This window comes from Armatimonadota bacterium (assembly GCA_029907255.1).
In the GTDB taxonomy this organism is placed as follows: Bacteria; Armatimonadota; UBA5829; order DTJY01; family DTJY01; genus JAIMAU01.
This window is the reverse complement of sequence record JARYMF010000005.1, coordinates 38,414-53,089: the sequence shown is the minus strand read 5'-3', so window position 1 is coordinate 53,089 and position 14,676 is coordinate 38,414. Positions and strand designations below refer to the sequence as shown.

Sequence of the window (14,676 nt, the reverse complement as noted above, 5' to 3'; positions counted from 1 at the left end):
GATATGGCTATCCCGACCTTAAGTTCGTCATATAAGACTCACAAAGGAAAGCGGCTTTCAAACGAGGATGCTTGCCTAGCTGTTCCATCTGAACAACTCGGAGGGGTACTTGATGGTCTATACATTGTTGCAGATGGCATGGGTGGAAGATCTTCTGGTTCAGTAGCAAGCGTCATGGCTGTTAACACCATCCGGGATGTGCTCCTTTCCCAGCTAGTCAGTGGAATTATGGACATCAAAGGAGCGTTAGCGCACAGTTTTAAAGCAGCAAATGATGCCATTTATAGGCAGGCAGCATCTAGCCCCGAACTTCAGGGCATGGGGACCACTTGTGTCGTTGCCGCAGTCAAAGGCGAACAGGTTTACTTGGGGCACATGGGTGATAGTCGCGCTTACCTTTTTCGCAACGGAGAACTTTGCCGTCTAACAGAGGATCACTCATTCGTTGCTGAGAAAATCAAGGCAGGCGAAATAACCGAAGAGCAAGCGCGCAAAAGTCGGTTCCGCAATGTGGTAACTCGCACGGTAGGTATAGAGCCAGATGCAGAGCCTGAGATAAGCTCTACCGACTTGAAACTTGGCGATATTCTTCTTCTCTGCACAGATGGTTTGACGGTTCCTGTTTCTGAGGTTGAAATAAAATCCATCCTAGCTAGTGTGTCTGGTCCTGAGGAGGCGTGCGACGAGCTTGTGAATGCGGCGCTGAGGAATGGTGGTTCAGATAATATAACCGCCGTTGTTGCAGCCTATGGATGGGATAAGAGCATTACACCAGCCATGCCCAGGAATAAACGCAGCTTTTCGATATTCATTGGTATAATTGGATTGCTTTTGGGAATCGGGATTGGGCTTTGCGGGAGCAACTTGCTTCCGTCGAGGCACCTAAAGCCGCCCCCCATTAAGAAAGCCCAGACGCGGCGTATAAGTCTTGCAAATATCGAGTATGATGAACCGGTCTCACTTAGCTATGTACCGCTTCAGGGCAAAATTCTCTTGCTCAATCAGCAGGGGTTTATACATGTTGTTGATAGAGAGGGCCGTTTGCTCAGGTTGGATTCTTCTGGTGCTATTCTCGGCACCCTTGCGGCGAACGACTTGCTGAAACCTAAGCCATCTATGGCATCGTTTATGATTGCTTCAGATTTTCAAGGCAATCTTTACATCTCCAACCCCGTTGGAAAGCAAATTGTAAAGTTTGCGCCCGATGGTCTTTTCCTAAGGACGATTGGAGAGGGCAAGCTTGTTGCTCCTGAAGCACTCGCAGTAGATAAGGACGGGAACATATTCGTAATTGATAGTGGGCGGCTGAAGGTAATCCGCGTTAAAGCTCAAAGTGAAGTGTCTAATGGTCCATAGCCTAATTAAACACCAATTATTCAGTATCAATAACCATGGCGCTAGGAAAAATTGGAAAATATGAAAAGCTCGATGTGCTTGGCCATGGAGTTTCGGGCATTGTATATCTCGCATGGGATACCCTCCTTGGCAAGCATGTTGCTTTAAAGGAGATAAGTCTCCAGGCTGCGGATGAGGCACGGTTTATTGAGGAGGCGCGCGTGCTCGACCGCCTGCGCCATCCAAATATAGTGCAGGTGAACAGTGTTGACAAGATAAACGGGCACTTGGTAATTGACATGGAGTACGTGAAAGGAACAAACCTTCACGAGTACATGCGCCGCCGGGGAAAACTTCCGCCTGAAGAGGCATTGAGAATCGCCATTCAAGTATGCGATGCGCTTGATTTTGCCCATAAGAATCATATTGTCCACCGCGATATCAAACCAGCCAACATTCTGCTTTCTGAGAATGGAAAAGCGAAAATTGTGGATTTTGGCCTCGCGGAGATTTTAGGAAGCGGTTCTTATGCAGGTGGTGCAGGAACCTACGCATATATGGCGCCAGAGGACTTCGAGGAAGAAGAGCATTCGGACCATAGGTCGGACATTTGGTCGGTCGGCGTTGCTCTCTACGAAATGCTCACTGGACAGCGCCCTTTCCAAGCAGCAAAGCCAAAGGACCCATTCTCGTGGAAGCGGGCGGTCGAGGAAGACACGCCAATTCCAATTACCGAACTCGAACCATCTTTACCAGGTGATTTGGAGCAGGTTATCTGCAAAGCACTGGCGAAGGATAAATATGACCGCTACCAAAGTGCAGCTGAGTTGCGGGATGACTTAAAATTTATCCTGGGGCGCATTGATAGGTCGGTTTTACAAACAGGCTCTAAACATTTCGAGGATCTGCCTGCTTTAAATAAAGAAGAGTTCAAGAATCCAGAAATTGAACTCTCGCTGGACGAATTGAACTTTGGTAAAGTTCGCCAGGGAGAAACAAAAAGCCTGAAGCTGCGAGTTCGCGTGCCGGGGCGAGGAAAAACAAAAGGGAGAGTTGCTTCTCAGCCGGGATGGCTGAGTGTCAGCCCACAGGTTTTCAACCGCCGCAAGCAGAGTCTGTTTTTGGTTGCTGAAGGGGGAAATGTTTGGCAGCCTGGCATTTATGAGGACCATCTAACATTGGAAGTAGATGGCCAAACGATTACTATCCCGGCGGTTGTGGAAATTCTGCCAGCAAGAAGGCAGTTCGAAGAAGTATTTTGGTGGTATGTACCACTTCTTGTCATGTGCATGCTTCCACTTTTGCCTGCAGTGATGGGCAAGGGCGGAGTAATTGGGGTTGGATTAATTATAGCAGGCCTTCTTGCCGCCATGCTCTTTATCATTAGCATGGCTGCCGATTTGGGAATTCTCGAGAGGTTTGTTCCTGGAGTAATTGCTGGCGTTGGCTTAGGTGCTATCATTGGTATGGTGAAGTCTTTTGCGGAAGGTAATTCGACGCTTGGAGCTAGCCAGATTATAATCACGTCGGCAGTTGGCACAGTGTTGTGCTTGCTAATCGTAGCGCAATTACTAACAGCATCGCGCTGGCGGCTGTGGGCGATTGCACTACTCTTTATTTCGCTTGCATCTTTTGCGATACTATTAAGGTAAGCAAAAATAAAGAATGATTTCCCAAGTTGGATTAGTTAGGAGTGGCTAAGTTGAATAAGAAAAAACTATTCTGGAGAATTTTGATTGTCGGAGTAATTCTTTATGGTATTACCAAAGGTATTACAAATCACGTAGAGATGAGTAGGTTGGCTCACGACCTTCGCTATGGCACTCAACAACAAAAGATTGCCGCCGCCAGGGAGCTCATGGAGCGTGATCGATTATTTGATATAATGCAGGAAATGACGCGCCTTGAGCGCATAAACATCATACGCACAGTTATCCGACGCATGCCTGGGCCAATGACGGTAAAGCAATGCTTGGTTCTCCTCAAAGATCCAAGAGTTACGGTTCGCAACAGAGTTGCAGCAGCACTTGTCGTGCTAGGCAGGGACCACATAGATTTGCTTGTGCCCGCGTTAAAAGATTCCGACGAAAACGTGCGCAAAGGTGTTTCGAATGCACTTGTTGCAATTGGGCCACCAGCAATCCCCAAGGTTAAGGAAGCTGTGCGAGCCCCTGAAACAAGGGCGGCGGCAAGCGATGTGTTAATTCGGATTGGCGAGCCTAGTGTTCCGGCGTTCGTCGAGTTGCTTAGAGATAAAGATCAGGATGTGCGAATGACCGCGGCTGTATGTCTTGGCAAGATAGGCAGTATGAAGGCAACGCCCGCTCTAATTAAAAGCACCCGTGACATTGCGGCCGTGCGACGGGTGGCAATCAGCTCTTTGTGCACGATATGCGATCCAAGAGCGACAGATATATTTATAGAAGTTCTTAGCAATCCCAACGACGATGGAGAGGTGCGCGCACGTGCTGCCCGGTCGCTAAGCGTCGTTGGCGGGGAAAAGGCAATTAAGGCTTTAGTTGCGGCATTAACAGATTTTGACTTGAAAGTTAGAACTTCGGTTATCTCCAGCTTGCAGAGAGTTGGAGCACCGGCGGTAGGACCAGTAGTTGCTGCCATGTCAGGCCCGCGGGACTTGAGAAGAGCAGCAGCGGCCGTGCTCGAAAAGATTGATTCGCCCGAAGCTGCAAAGGTTTTGCTAGTACTTGCTAGCGATCCTGACCCAGTAATACGCCTATCAGCTGCTAAAGGACTTGGTGAGCAGACTGCAACTCTTGAGCTTGAACCGCTTGTAAAATTATTGGGAGATCCAGACGGAAGAGTAGCAGAGGCAGCAGTTGATTCTCTTGCTTATATAGGTGACAAAGCTATTCCCAAGCTGGTTTCAGTGCTCAGTTCAAATGCTAGCGATGTGGTCAAGTACCGCGCATGTCGCGCATTGGCAGTGATTGGCACAAATGCAACTCCTGCGTTGCTTAAGGTGCTTGCTTCGGGAGGTGCTTCATCAAAATGGGCGGCTTATGCGCTGGGACTTATTGGAGACTACCGAGCAAAACCAAGCTTGGAAAAAATGGCAAAGACAGCAGACCCCGACCTGCGCTGGACTATCGAACGCGCCCTCCAGCGTCTATAGAGGTTATTCCTTTTTCTCCCCATGGTTGAGCAGTTCGTTGTTGTCTTGGGCAGTGGCTGCGGCTTCTATGTTCTCAGCCGTTACTTGCTCAAGAAGCTCTTTCCTGTAAATTGAAACGTTCTTGGGCGCTGTGATCCCCAAACGAACTTGCTCGCCACGGATCTCTACTACAGTGATCTCTATGTCACCGGCGATGACGATTCGCTGGCCAACTTTTCTGGCCAAGACTAACATTGGGCTACCTCTCCTGAGGCGGCTCAAACGCCTCGAGGTAATGACATGTGCTTTCCCCCTGACAGTTTGGGTTATGCAAAATATCCGCCAGCCTAGTACAATTGCCAGATTTATTCACTAGCAATTGGAATTATCGGCTAATCTTAAACAAAACACAAGTTTTGTTTCAAAGATTTACTGTTTATGCTCTATCTTTTTCACCTTTTTAGCGTTATGTCAAATTGACATGCTGGGCTCTGAATGTTATACTTAGCATCACATCAGTGAAAATTAGGATATCAAAGCGAAAGCTTACAAAGTAGTAAAAAACGAATACTTGGCAAAAGGACTGCCTGCCCATGAGCTCAAATATTGATTACGAAAAACTTGAAAAATTGGTTTCATTGGTGGAAGAAAACAACCTTACAGAGCTGACGATTGAAGAGGAAGGCTTTAGCGTCACAATCAAGGCTGAGGAAGACCGCGCCGTTACTTTAATGCCTAGTGTTGATCTTACAACTGTTGCCGAATTACCTAAGGAGGAGGGTCCAGCTGAGGTCGAAAGCACTGCTCCAGAGGCAACTACTTCCGAAGAACACTTATACCAACTGCGGGCTCCCATGGTCGGCGTGTTCTACAGCTGTCCTTCTCCTGATTCCCCGCCCTATGTGGAGGTTGGCGACATCATTGAGCCAGGGCAGACAGTAGGATTAATCGAAGCCATGAAGGTGTTTAGTGAGATACCAGCTGAGCAAGGTGGCAAAGTAGTCGCAATTTTGGTTGAGAACGCCAAGCTTGTCCAGCAAGGCGATATTCTGATGACGATAGATACCTCAGTAACTGAGTGAGGGCATATACAATTTGGTAGGAAAAATGGTACCGTCGGTACTTTTCACTCCTTACCCCCAATTATGGGCATTTTGATAATGTTTGGGAGGAAAGGTTGAAGCCTCTAATTAAGGTCGGACTTATTGGATTCGGGACAGTCGGTACTGGGACAGCCAAACTTCTACTAGAGAATGCAGAAGAAATTCGTCGCAAAGTTGGTTCGAGAATCGAACTTTCTGTAATCTGCGACCTTGACATTTCCACACCACGAGTTGTCAAAGTTGACCCCAGCTTACTCACTACCGATGTCTCCAAAGTTATCGATGACCCAGAGATAGATATCGTCGTAGAATTGATTGGAGGCGTAAAGCCGGCTGGCGATTTTATTCGTCGTGCTCTCAAAAACGGCAAGCACGTTGTTACTGCGAACAAAGAACTAATCGCAAAAGAAGGGCGAACCCTTCTTGCTGAAGCTCAAGATAACGGTCTTGACCTCTACTTCGAAGGTAGTGTTGGTGGAGGCATTCCAATCATTGGTCCTCTGCGCGTATACCTGGCAGCAAACCGAATCACCGAGGTTATGGGAATTGTCAACGGCACAACCAACTATATTCTCACTAAGATGGATAAAGAAGGCAAAGATTTTGCCAAAGCACTTGCAGAGGCGCAAAAGGCAGGTTATGCTGAGTCGGACCCAACCAACGACATCGAAGGTTATGATGCACAATACAAAATCGCCATTCTGGCATCGCTTGCATTCGGTTCGGTAGTAGATGTTCGCCAAATATACACCGAAGGGATAACCAAGGTGGCGCAGCGCGATATAGAATACGCAAAGGAGCTGGGCTATGTAATCAAGCTGTTGGCGATAGCACGCGCAAATCACCAAAGCATTCAGGCTAGAGTGCATCCGACGTTGATATCCGCAAGACATCCGCTTGCTTCGGTGAGCGATGTTTACAACGCTATCTATGTCCGTGGTGACTTCGTCCAAGATGTGATGTTCTATGGCCGTGGTGCGGGCTCGTTGCCAACAGCAAGCGCTGTTGTTGGCGATATAATGGAAATTGCGCGTAATATCAATGCAGGTTCAAATGCCCGCCTACCTTTTCCATTCCAAGACGAAAAGCCGGTTCAAGGGATAGAAGCAATCCAAGCGCGTTACTATGTCAGGATGCTGGTTGCAGATCGTCCGGGCGTGCTAGCTGCGTTGGCAAAGGTCTTTGGCGATAATCAGGTGAGCATAGCATCGGTTGTACAGAAGGATTCACAAGGTGACAAAGCGGAGATTGTTCTAATAACACATGTAGTTGCCGAGCGCAACTTCCGCAAGGCAATGGAAGAAATGGGCAGACTCCAGGAAGTGTCGGAAATTTGCAATTGGATTAGGGTGGAGGAATAAACATGGTTCTTGACCAGCAAACGGATATTTTTCGAAGAGTCGGCGTCATTGAGAGATATCGGCAGTACTTGCCTGTAACTGAAAAGACTCCCATAATCACGCTCCTGGAGGGAAGCACACCTTTAATTCGAGCGGAAAATTTGGCTCGTAAAATTGCACCAAACCTCAAGATATACCTGAAATATGAGGGACTGAATCCAACTGGCTCGTTCAAAGACCGCGGGATGACAATGGCTATTTCTAAAGCCATCGAAGAGGGAGCCAAGGCGGTTATGTGCGCATCAACTGGCAATACTTCGGCATCCGCGGCGGCTTATTGCGCACGAGCTGGAATTGATTGCATTGTATTGATTCCCGAGGGAAATATCGCACTAGGGAAACTTTCGCAGGCGATGATTCATGGGGCGAAGGTTTTACAAATCAAAGGGAACTTTGATGATGCCCTAAACTTAGTAAAGGAAATCACTTCTAATTACCCGATAACTCTTGTTAACTCGATTAACCCTTATAGAATTGAAGGACAGAAGACAGGCGCGTTTGAGATATGCGATGTTCTAGGTGGACCACCGGATTATCATGCAATTCCAGTAGGTAATGCAGGCAACATCACTGCATACTGGAAAGGTTATAAGGAGTATCTAGAGCATGGGAAGATTGACCGACTGCCAAAAATGATTGGTTTTCAAGCGGCGGGTGCGGCACCAATTGTGCTTGGCCATCCCGTCGAAAAGCCAGAGACAATTGCAACTGCCATTCGTATTGGCAATCCAGCGAGTTGGAAGCAGGCAGTCGCAGCGCGTGATGAATCTGGCGGCTTAATTGATATAGTCACCGATGACGAGATTTTGGAAGCATACAAAATGCTTGCTAGCCTTGAGGGAATTTTCTGCGAACCAGCGTCGGCTGCTTCTGTCGCAGGCGTTTATAAACTATCTAGACGGGGCTACTTTACTGAACCAGCGACCGTCGTTTGCGTTCTTACAGGCCATGGACTGAAAGATCCCGACCGTGCCATTAAGGTTGCCACAAATCCCGTAACCATTGAACCCGATCTTAAAGCGATTTTAAAGGCAATTGGATACTAATTTGCTTGGTTTTCTATTTAAATATTAAAGGAGGACGAAAGCAAAGTGATTGTGCTCACTACAAACATCCAAGGATTGCCAAAGTTCCGAACTGGTAAGGTTCGAGACGTCTATGACCTTGGTGACAAACTGCTGATTGTGGCGACTGACCGAATCTCAGCATTTGACGTTGTGATGCCAAATGGGATTCCAGACAAAGGGCGTGTTCTCACTCAACTTTCGCTTTTCTGGTTCGAGCTTACAAAAAATGTCGTCGAAAATCATTTGGTCACGGCCGATACAGACGAAATTTTAAAAGAGCTGGATGCACATGGCGTCGCTGATGTTGAGAGCCTAAGGGATTTACTAGATGGACGTTCGATGGTTGTGACCAAGACTAAGCCATTTCCGGTTGAGTGCGTTGTTCGGGGTTATCTCTCAGGTTCGGCATGGAAGGAATACAAGGCTGCGCTCCAGGCCGCTGGAGACAAATTTGTTGACCTTCATGGTCATTTGCTACCTTCGGACCTTCGAGAGTCCGATAAGCTTCCCGAGCCGATATTTACTCCGGCGACCAAAGCTGAGACGGGGCATGACCTGAACATAAGTATCCAAGAAATGGAGCGGATGATTGGAAAAACTGACGCTGATATATTGATTGAGAAAACCCTTGCAATCTATGCCTTAGCGGCAGACTACGCGGCTTCCCGCGGCATAATCATCGCTGATACAAAATTCGAATTTGGCAGGTTGGGCGACAAAATTATTGTAATTGACGAGGTCCTTACGCCTGATTCTTCACGGTTTTGGGATGTGAATACTTATTCGCCAGGCGGGCCTCAGCCGAGTTTCGACAAACAATATGTGCGGGATTGGCTGGAGAGTATAGGCTGGAATAAAGAACCGCCACCTCCTGTTTTGCCAGATGACGTGGTTCAAAAAACAGCCGAGAAATACCGCGAAGCATATCGGCGAATTGTTGGTAAATCGCTTGCATAAGAACCATAAGCTTCCTTTTAAAGCTAGTGTCATACCAAATTACATGCTTTGTTGACGCTTATTTAAGAATAAAGAAAATGACAGCTGAAAATGTAAAATATATACTTCTTATACCAGACGGCATGGCAGACCGGCCGATTCCTGAGTTAGATGGGAAGACGCCAATGCAGGTAGCGCGCAAGCCGTTTATGGACCACCTGGCATCAAATGGGCAGGTTGGCGTGGTGAACACGATTCCCGAGGGGATGGAGCCTGGTAGTGATGTTGCGGCTATGTCCCTTCTTGGCTACGACCCGCGGAAGTATTACACAGGACGTGGACCAATAGAAGCCGTCAGCATGGAGATTCCGCTTGAAAAAAGGGACGTTGCCTTTCGCTGCAATCTTGTGAGTTCCGACGGAACAATAATGATTGACTACAGCGGCGGCCATGTGTCCACCGATGAAGCTCGCGAGTTGATAACTCTTGTAAATGAAAAACTTGGTACACGGAAAGTTCAGTTTTATCCGGGTGTAAGCTACCGCCACATCATGGTTTGGAGAGATGGTTCGGCCGAAGTTAAAACCGAGCCGCCGCATAATATCATAGGCAAGGCGATTAAGGATTATTTTCCTCTTGGTGATGGGGAAAATATGCTTAGAGGCTTAATTTATGACTCGCTGGAAATTCTTGATAGTCATCCGATTAATAAACGCAGGCGAGAAGAAGGGAAAAATCCTGCAAATATGATATGGCCGTGGGGCCAGGGAAGAGCGCTTGATATGCCCAACTTCCTTGCGAAGACTGGCCGCACAGGAGCAGTTGTGGCGGCGGTTGACCTGCTAAAGGGCCTGGGGCGTGCCGTGGGCTTAAAAGTTGTGAATGTCCCAGGTGCTACTGGTTACCTTGACACAAATTTCGAGGGGAAAGGTAAGGCGGCGGTTGAGGCCCTTAGGGACCGAGATTTCGTTCTTGTGCATGTCGAAGCACCAGATGAAGCTAGCCATATCGGTGATATAGACAAAAAAATCGAGGCAATTGAGAACGTGGATAAATTGGTGCTCGGTACCATACTTGAAGGCTTAAAGGGTGTTGAAAGGTTTCGAATTTTGGTTACTCCGGATCATGCCACGCCAATTGAAACGAAGACCCATGTGACTGACCCGGTACCCTTTGTGCTCTTCTCTTCGTTTGAACCAGCCAAAACTAACCTGCCGTTTGATGAACGGGCTGTCCCTGAAACAAAGCTTAGGGTAGACGAAGGCTTCCGTCTTATTGATCTTCTCTTTGAATGATTGAAAGACACAGGCTGATTGAATCGCTGCTCACCACGGTACGACAATATACAATGCTATTACCGGGTGAGAAGGTTCTCGTTGCCGTTTCGGGAGGCCCCGATTCGGTAGCCCTTCTGCACGCGCTTTGGACTCTCCGAGATGAACTTGGTATTTCTCTCCATGTCGCCCATCTCAACCATTCGTTTCGGGGTGAGGAATCAGATAAAGATGAGGAATATGTTCGTTCGCTGGCAGCGAACCTTTTAATCCCGTACAGCGTCGAAAAGGTGGACGTGCCGAAAATCCAAAAAACTTTGAGGATTTCAGCCGAACAGGCTGCGCGGCTCGTTCGATATGAGTTCCTTGAAAATACCGCGGAGAAAATCGGCGCCTCTCGAATAGCTCTTGGGCATACAGCGGATGATCAAGTGGAAACAGTTTTAATGAACATTATCCGCGGCACCGGAATCGACGGTCTCGTTGGGATGCCGCCGGTGCGAGGAAAAATAATTCGCCCTTTAATAAGCGTGCGGCGCAAAGACGTGACTGAATATGTTCAAGAAGCTGGCCTTCAGCCGCGGATAGATGAAACCAATCTCCTTCCAATTTATACTAGAAATCGAATTCGCCTACAGCTCCTTCCAACGTTGCGCTTGTTCAACCCCGATATTGATACTGTGATTTTGCAGCTAGCGGAACTTGCGCGGGCGGATTCAGCGTATCTTGATGAAAAGGCGAAAGAAGCCTTCATTCAAAATACTAAAAGCAGAGATGGAAAATCAGTCCATTTGGACTCGTCTGTTTTTGAGGTCGAACCCCTTGCGATACGCCGCCGTGTTATTCGTGAGGCATATAGGGCGATCAAAGGCGAAATTACAGATTTGGGCTACAAACATGTTGAAGAGCTTCTGCGGCTTATAGCAACCGTTGGGGGATTTCGATATGAGCTTCCAGGAGGCATATTTGTAGAAAAAAGCGGGAGGTTAATTTCTTTCTATTCAGAAAGGCCGCCTGACCAGCCGATTATATATAAGTATGAGCTGGCGGTTCCTGGCAAGACAGTCATTGCAGAGGCCGACCTTGTCATCGAGGCTGAGATTATTACAGAGAAGATTGAGCCTCTGCGGCCACGAGGAAGTATGGAGGTAGTTCTTGATTATGACGCTATCCGAGGAAAGCTTATTGCACGGAATTGGAGGCCAGGAGACCGCATTCAGCCTCTTGGGATGGTGGGATCTAAGAAGCTGCAAGACCTATTTACTGATGAGAAAATCCCGCGGCAAATGAGATACAGAACGCCTGTTATTGAAGACAGTGAGAAAATCATATGGGTAGTTGGATTGGCCGTCTCAGAGTTGGCAAAAGTAACCAGTTCGACTCAGACTTTCTTGCGCCTAGCTGCTAATCCATTGCGAACTTGAGTTTGACGATGCAAAGTGGTATAATCAAGTACCCTCCAATGCGAGGTAATAAGAGGAGGAATTGAGCTTGTCCAGGTTCTTTAAAACCTTTTTGATATTGATGATCTTGGCTTCTGCTTTGTACATCATAAGGGAGCCTTTCGCGCCCGGGCGGACAGCCAAGCAGATGGATTACTCCACTTTTTGGAAGGAAGTCGAAAAGGGGCATGTTACTAAGGTAAAGTGGCGTGAGGACCGTTTGGAGGCAAACCTCACCACCACCGATAGAAAGATCATCGTAATGCTTGCCGGTGCTGGCGACGATGAGAAATCGGCGCTCTCCAGGGCAATAAGAGAAAAAGGTGGGGTACTTGAATATGCTGGTCCGCCTCTTTCAACATTCATGCAGAGCCTGCTTTTCACGGTTCTGCCGATGGTTGGAATACTTGCAATCTTTTACCTATTCATTATCCGGCAGGCACAGATTGGCGGGAACCAAGCACTTTCTTTTGGCCGCAGTCGAGCGAAGCGGTTCTCTGAGAACGTGCCGAAAGTTACGTTTGATGATGTTGCTGGAGTAGATGAAGCTAAGCAGGAACTACAAGAAGTCGTTGAATTCCTACGGAATCCAAAGAAATTCCAGGCATTAGGAGCAAAGATTCCGAAGGGCGTGTTGCTTCTAGGTCCTCCTGGGTGCGGCAAAACATTGTTGGCACGAGCCATTGCAGGAGAAGCAGGAGTACCTTTCTTCCATATCAGCGGTTCAGACTTTGTTGAAATGTTCGTAGGTGTGGGCGCATCACGCGTTCGCGACCTATTTGAGACAGCAAAGGCTAACAGGCCTAGTCTGATATTTATTGATGAGCTTGATGCGGTTGGGCGTCAGAGAGGTACGGGTCTCGGCGGCGGTCACGATGAGCGAGAGCAGACACTTGACCAACTTCTAGTCGAGATGGATGGCTTCGACCCGAACACCGGCGTTATCCTTATTGCAGCGACTAACCGACCAGATGTTTTGGACCCGGCGCTTCTCAGACCAGGTCGTTTTGATAGACGCGTAGTTGTTGACCACCCCGACGCAAAAGGAAGAGAAGCTATTCTTCGCGTGCACATGCGGGGCAAGCCACTCGATGCTGATGTAAACATCGAAAACCTCGCTCGAAGGACTCCTGGTTTCTCTGGTGCAGATTTAGCGAATCTTGTGAACGAGGCAGCGCTACTGGCGGCGCGGCGTGAGCGCACCAAAATCAAAATGGAGGATTTTGAAGATTCCATTGACCGTGTGATTGCGGGTCCGGAAAGGAAAAGCCGCATAATCAGCGAAAAAGAAAAGATTATGGTGGCGTATCACGAAGTCGGTCACGCAATCGTCCAGGAACTTCTGCCGCTCACCGACCCGGTGCACAAGGTATCCATATTACCTCGCGGACTTGCGCTGGGTTATACGATGCAGCTTCCACTTCAGGACAAGTATCTGACAACAAGAAGCGAGTTGCTTGATGACATCGCAGGGTTGCTGGGTGGACGTGCGGCGGAGCGGATTTTCTTTAACGAAGTCACGACCGGCTCGAATAGTGATTTGGAACGGGCAACGGAAATTGCTAGAAGTATGGTTTGTGAGTTTGGGATGAGTGAGACACTTGGCCCGGTTACCTTCGGCAGAAAGCATGGAAATCCGTTCCTTGGGCGTGACCTGATGGAGGATAGAAACTACAGCGAGGAAATGGCAAAAGCAATCGATAACGAGGTCCGCAGAATCATCGATGAGTGTTATAAGCGCGCCGAGACAATTCTCCAGGAAAAAAGAGAAAAAGTGGTTGAGATAGTAAATGTACTCCTCGAAAAGGAGACTATCGAGCGCGAGGAGCTTGAAGAGCTCATGTACGGCAAGAAGAGTTCGGAGGCTGAAGGCAAGGGCGAAACGCCAAATTCATCTGGTGAACAGACGGAAAAACTGGAGCAGCCAAATCTTGCGCCAGACAGCAAGCCTCGTCTCGAACCTGGCGTAGCATGATTCATGCTCTCCAGGATAGCCAGCGTTTATGCTATTCCTCAAGGTCAGCTGTGAGTGCAATCATTCAATGTGTGCCTAACTTCAGTGAAGGCAGAAATCAGTCCGTCATCCAGGCAATTGTGGATGCTGTGAGGACTGTTAAGTCGGTTACGCTAGCTGATTATTCTTCAGACCCTGATCACAATCGTCTGGTTGTTACTTTTCTTGGTGGGCCAGAGGGTGTTCGAGAAGCAGTATTAGCGGCGACGACCCGAGCAGTCGAGCTTATTGACATGCAAAAACATACTGGCGGCCACCCAAGAATTGGCGCCGCAGACGTTATCCCCCTTGTCCCCATTAGGGGCATTACAATGGCTGAGTGTGTCTCAATTTCCCATGAAATAGGGCAGGAAATCGCTGAGACCCTGGGCGTTCCAGTTTATTTTTATGAAAAGTCAGCCATAAAGGCTCACCATACTAACCTTGCTGATGTGCGCCGTGGAGGTTACGAGCGCCTTGCGGAAGTTGGCTTAGAAGGTGAACGTGCTCCCGATGTCGGTCCAAAGCGACTTCACCCGTCCGCAGGCGCGGTAGTGGTTGGCGCACGTGGTCCCCTTGTCGCATATAATGTCAATCTCCAAAGTGATGACATGGAGATTGCTGCAGATATCGCGCGCAAGGTGCGAAATGATAACGCACACTTGCCAGGCGTCAAGGCAATTAGCGTTTGGCTTGAGAGTCGCTCAAAAGCACAGGTCTCGATGAATGTAACGCGCCCTGATCTTGTGGCTCTTCCTCGAATTTTCGACTTTATCGTAGAGGAAGCGCGAAAGTATGACGTTGAGGCAGATGAAAGCGAATTAATAGGCCTCGTTTCCCAAAAATACCTCGATGGTGCTTATCCTACAGATCTTCGTCTCCGCGACTTCAAACCCACCCAAATCCTCGAATACTGGCTTAGCCGCATGTAGTTTTCCCAAATGTAAATGCTCAATGTTGCATTTCAATTCATAAAGGAAATTTTGTGTTTATGGAGAAAAATAAAACGTGAAC

The 14,676-nt window shown here is 48.1% G+C and carries 12 protein-coding genes; 11 read left to right on the top strand and 1 reads right to left on the bottom strand.

Going from position 1 to position 14,676, the window contains the following annotated elements; translation table 11 throughout:
* Window positions 1-3: 3 nt before the first annotated feature.
* The 3 genes from QHH26_05485 to QHH26_05475 are packed head-to-tail and all read left to right on the top strand — an operon-like array spanning window position 4 to window position 4,468.
* The gene (locus QHH26_05485) at window positions 4-1,356 is read left to right on the top strand and encodes a Stp1/IreP family PP2C-type Ser/Thr phosphatase (GenBank protein ID MDH7481417.1); all 1,353 of its coding nucleotides are present in this window, start codon (window positions 4-6) and stop codon (window positions 1,354-1,356) included.
* 35 nt (window positions 1,357-1,391) lie between these two features.
* Window positions 1,392-2,987 carry a protein kinase gene (locus QHH26_05480; GenBank protein MDH7481416.1) on the top strand — a complete coding sequence of 532 codons (1,596 nt, stop codon included), beginning with the start codon at window positions 1,392-1,394 and terminating at the stop codon, window positions 2,985-2,987.
* A 50-nt stretch (window positions 2,988-3,037) separates the two neighbouring features.
* Window positions 3,038-4,468 (top strand): HEAT repeat domain-containing protein, encoded by a 1,431-nt coding sequence (locus QHH26_05475; GenBank protein ID MDH7481415.1) that lies wholly within the window; start codon window positions 3,038-3,040, stop codon window positions 4,466-4,468.
* A gap of 3 nt (window positions 4,469-4,471) precedes the next feature.
* Here the strand turns inward: QHH26_05475 and csrA are convergent, their stop codons facing one another.
* Window positions 4,472-4,702: a carbon storage regulator CsrA gene (gene csrA, locus QHH26_05470; protein MDH7481414.1), complete on the bottom strand. Its 231-nt coding sequence runs from the start codon at window positions 4,700-4,702 to the stop codon at window positions 4,472-4,474.
* A gap of 338 nt (window positions 4,703-5,040) precedes the next feature.
* On the opposite strand from csrA, the gene accB reads away from it, so the two are divergent.
* The 8 genes from accB (at window position 5,041) to ftcD (ending at window position 14,594) form a co-directional block, all read left to right on the top strand.
* On the top strand, window positions 5,041-5,529 hold the full coding sequence (gene accB, locus QHH26_05465; GenBank protein ID MDH7481413.1) for an acetyl-CoA carboxylase biotin carboxyl carrier protein: 489 nt from the start codon (window positions 5,041-5,043) through the stop codon (window positions 5,527-5,529).
* Window positions 5,530-5,624: 95 nt separating this feature from the next.
* Window positions 5,625-6,911, top strand: a complete 1,287-nt coding sequence (locus QHH26_05460) for a homoserine dehydrogenase (GenBank protein MDH7481412.1) — start codon at window positions 5,625-5,627, stop codon at window positions 6,909-6,911.
* 2 nt (window positions 6,912-6,913) lie between these two features.
* Window positions 6,914-7,996 (top strand): threonine synthase, encoded by a 1,083-nt coding sequence (gene thrC, locus QHH26_05455; GenBank protein ID MDH7481411.1) that lies wholly within the window; start codon window positions 6,914-6,916, stop codon window positions 7,994-7,996.
* A 45-nt stretch (window positions 7,997-8,041) separates the two neighbouring features.
* On the top strand, window positions 8,042-8,974 hold the full coding sequence (locus QHH26_05450) for a phosphoribosylaminoimidazolesuccinocarboxamide synthase (protein MDH7481410.1): 933 nt from the start codon (window positions 8,042-8,044) through the stop codon (window positions 8,972-8,974).
* Between the two features lie 77 nt (window positions 8,975-9,051).
* Window positions 9,052-10,248 (top strand): cofactor-independent phosphoglycerate mutase, encoded by a 1,197-nt coding sequence (locus tag QHH26_05445; protein ID MDH7481409.1) that lies wholly within the window; start codon window positions 9,052-9,054, stop codon window positions 10,246-10,248.
* On the top strand, window positions 10,245-11,651 hold the full coding sequence (tilS, locus tag QHH26_05440; GenBank protein ID MDH7481408.1) for a tRNA lysidine(34) synthetase TilS: 1,407 nt from the start codon (window positions 10,245-10,247) through the stop codon (window positions 11,649-11,651). The genes QHH26_05445 and tilS overlap by 4 nt, the downstream gene beginning before the upstream one ends.
* Before the next feature lie 100 nt (window positions 11,652-11,751).
* Entirely contained in the window at window positions 11,752-13,644 is a 1,893-nt protein-coding gene (gene ftsH, locus QHH26_05435; protein MDH7481407.1) for an ATP-dependent zinc metalloprotease FtsH, read from the top strand.
* Window positions 13,641-14,594 carry a glutamate formimidoyltransferase gene (ftcD, locus tag QHH26_05430; protein MDH7481406.1) on the top strand — a complete coding sequence of 318 codons (954 nt, stop codon included), beginning with the start codon at window positions 13,641-13,643 and terminating at the stop codon, window positions 14,592-14,594. Before ftsH ends, ftcD begins: the two co-directional genes overlap by 4 nt.
* Window positions 14,595-14,676: the final 82 nt, after the last annotated feature.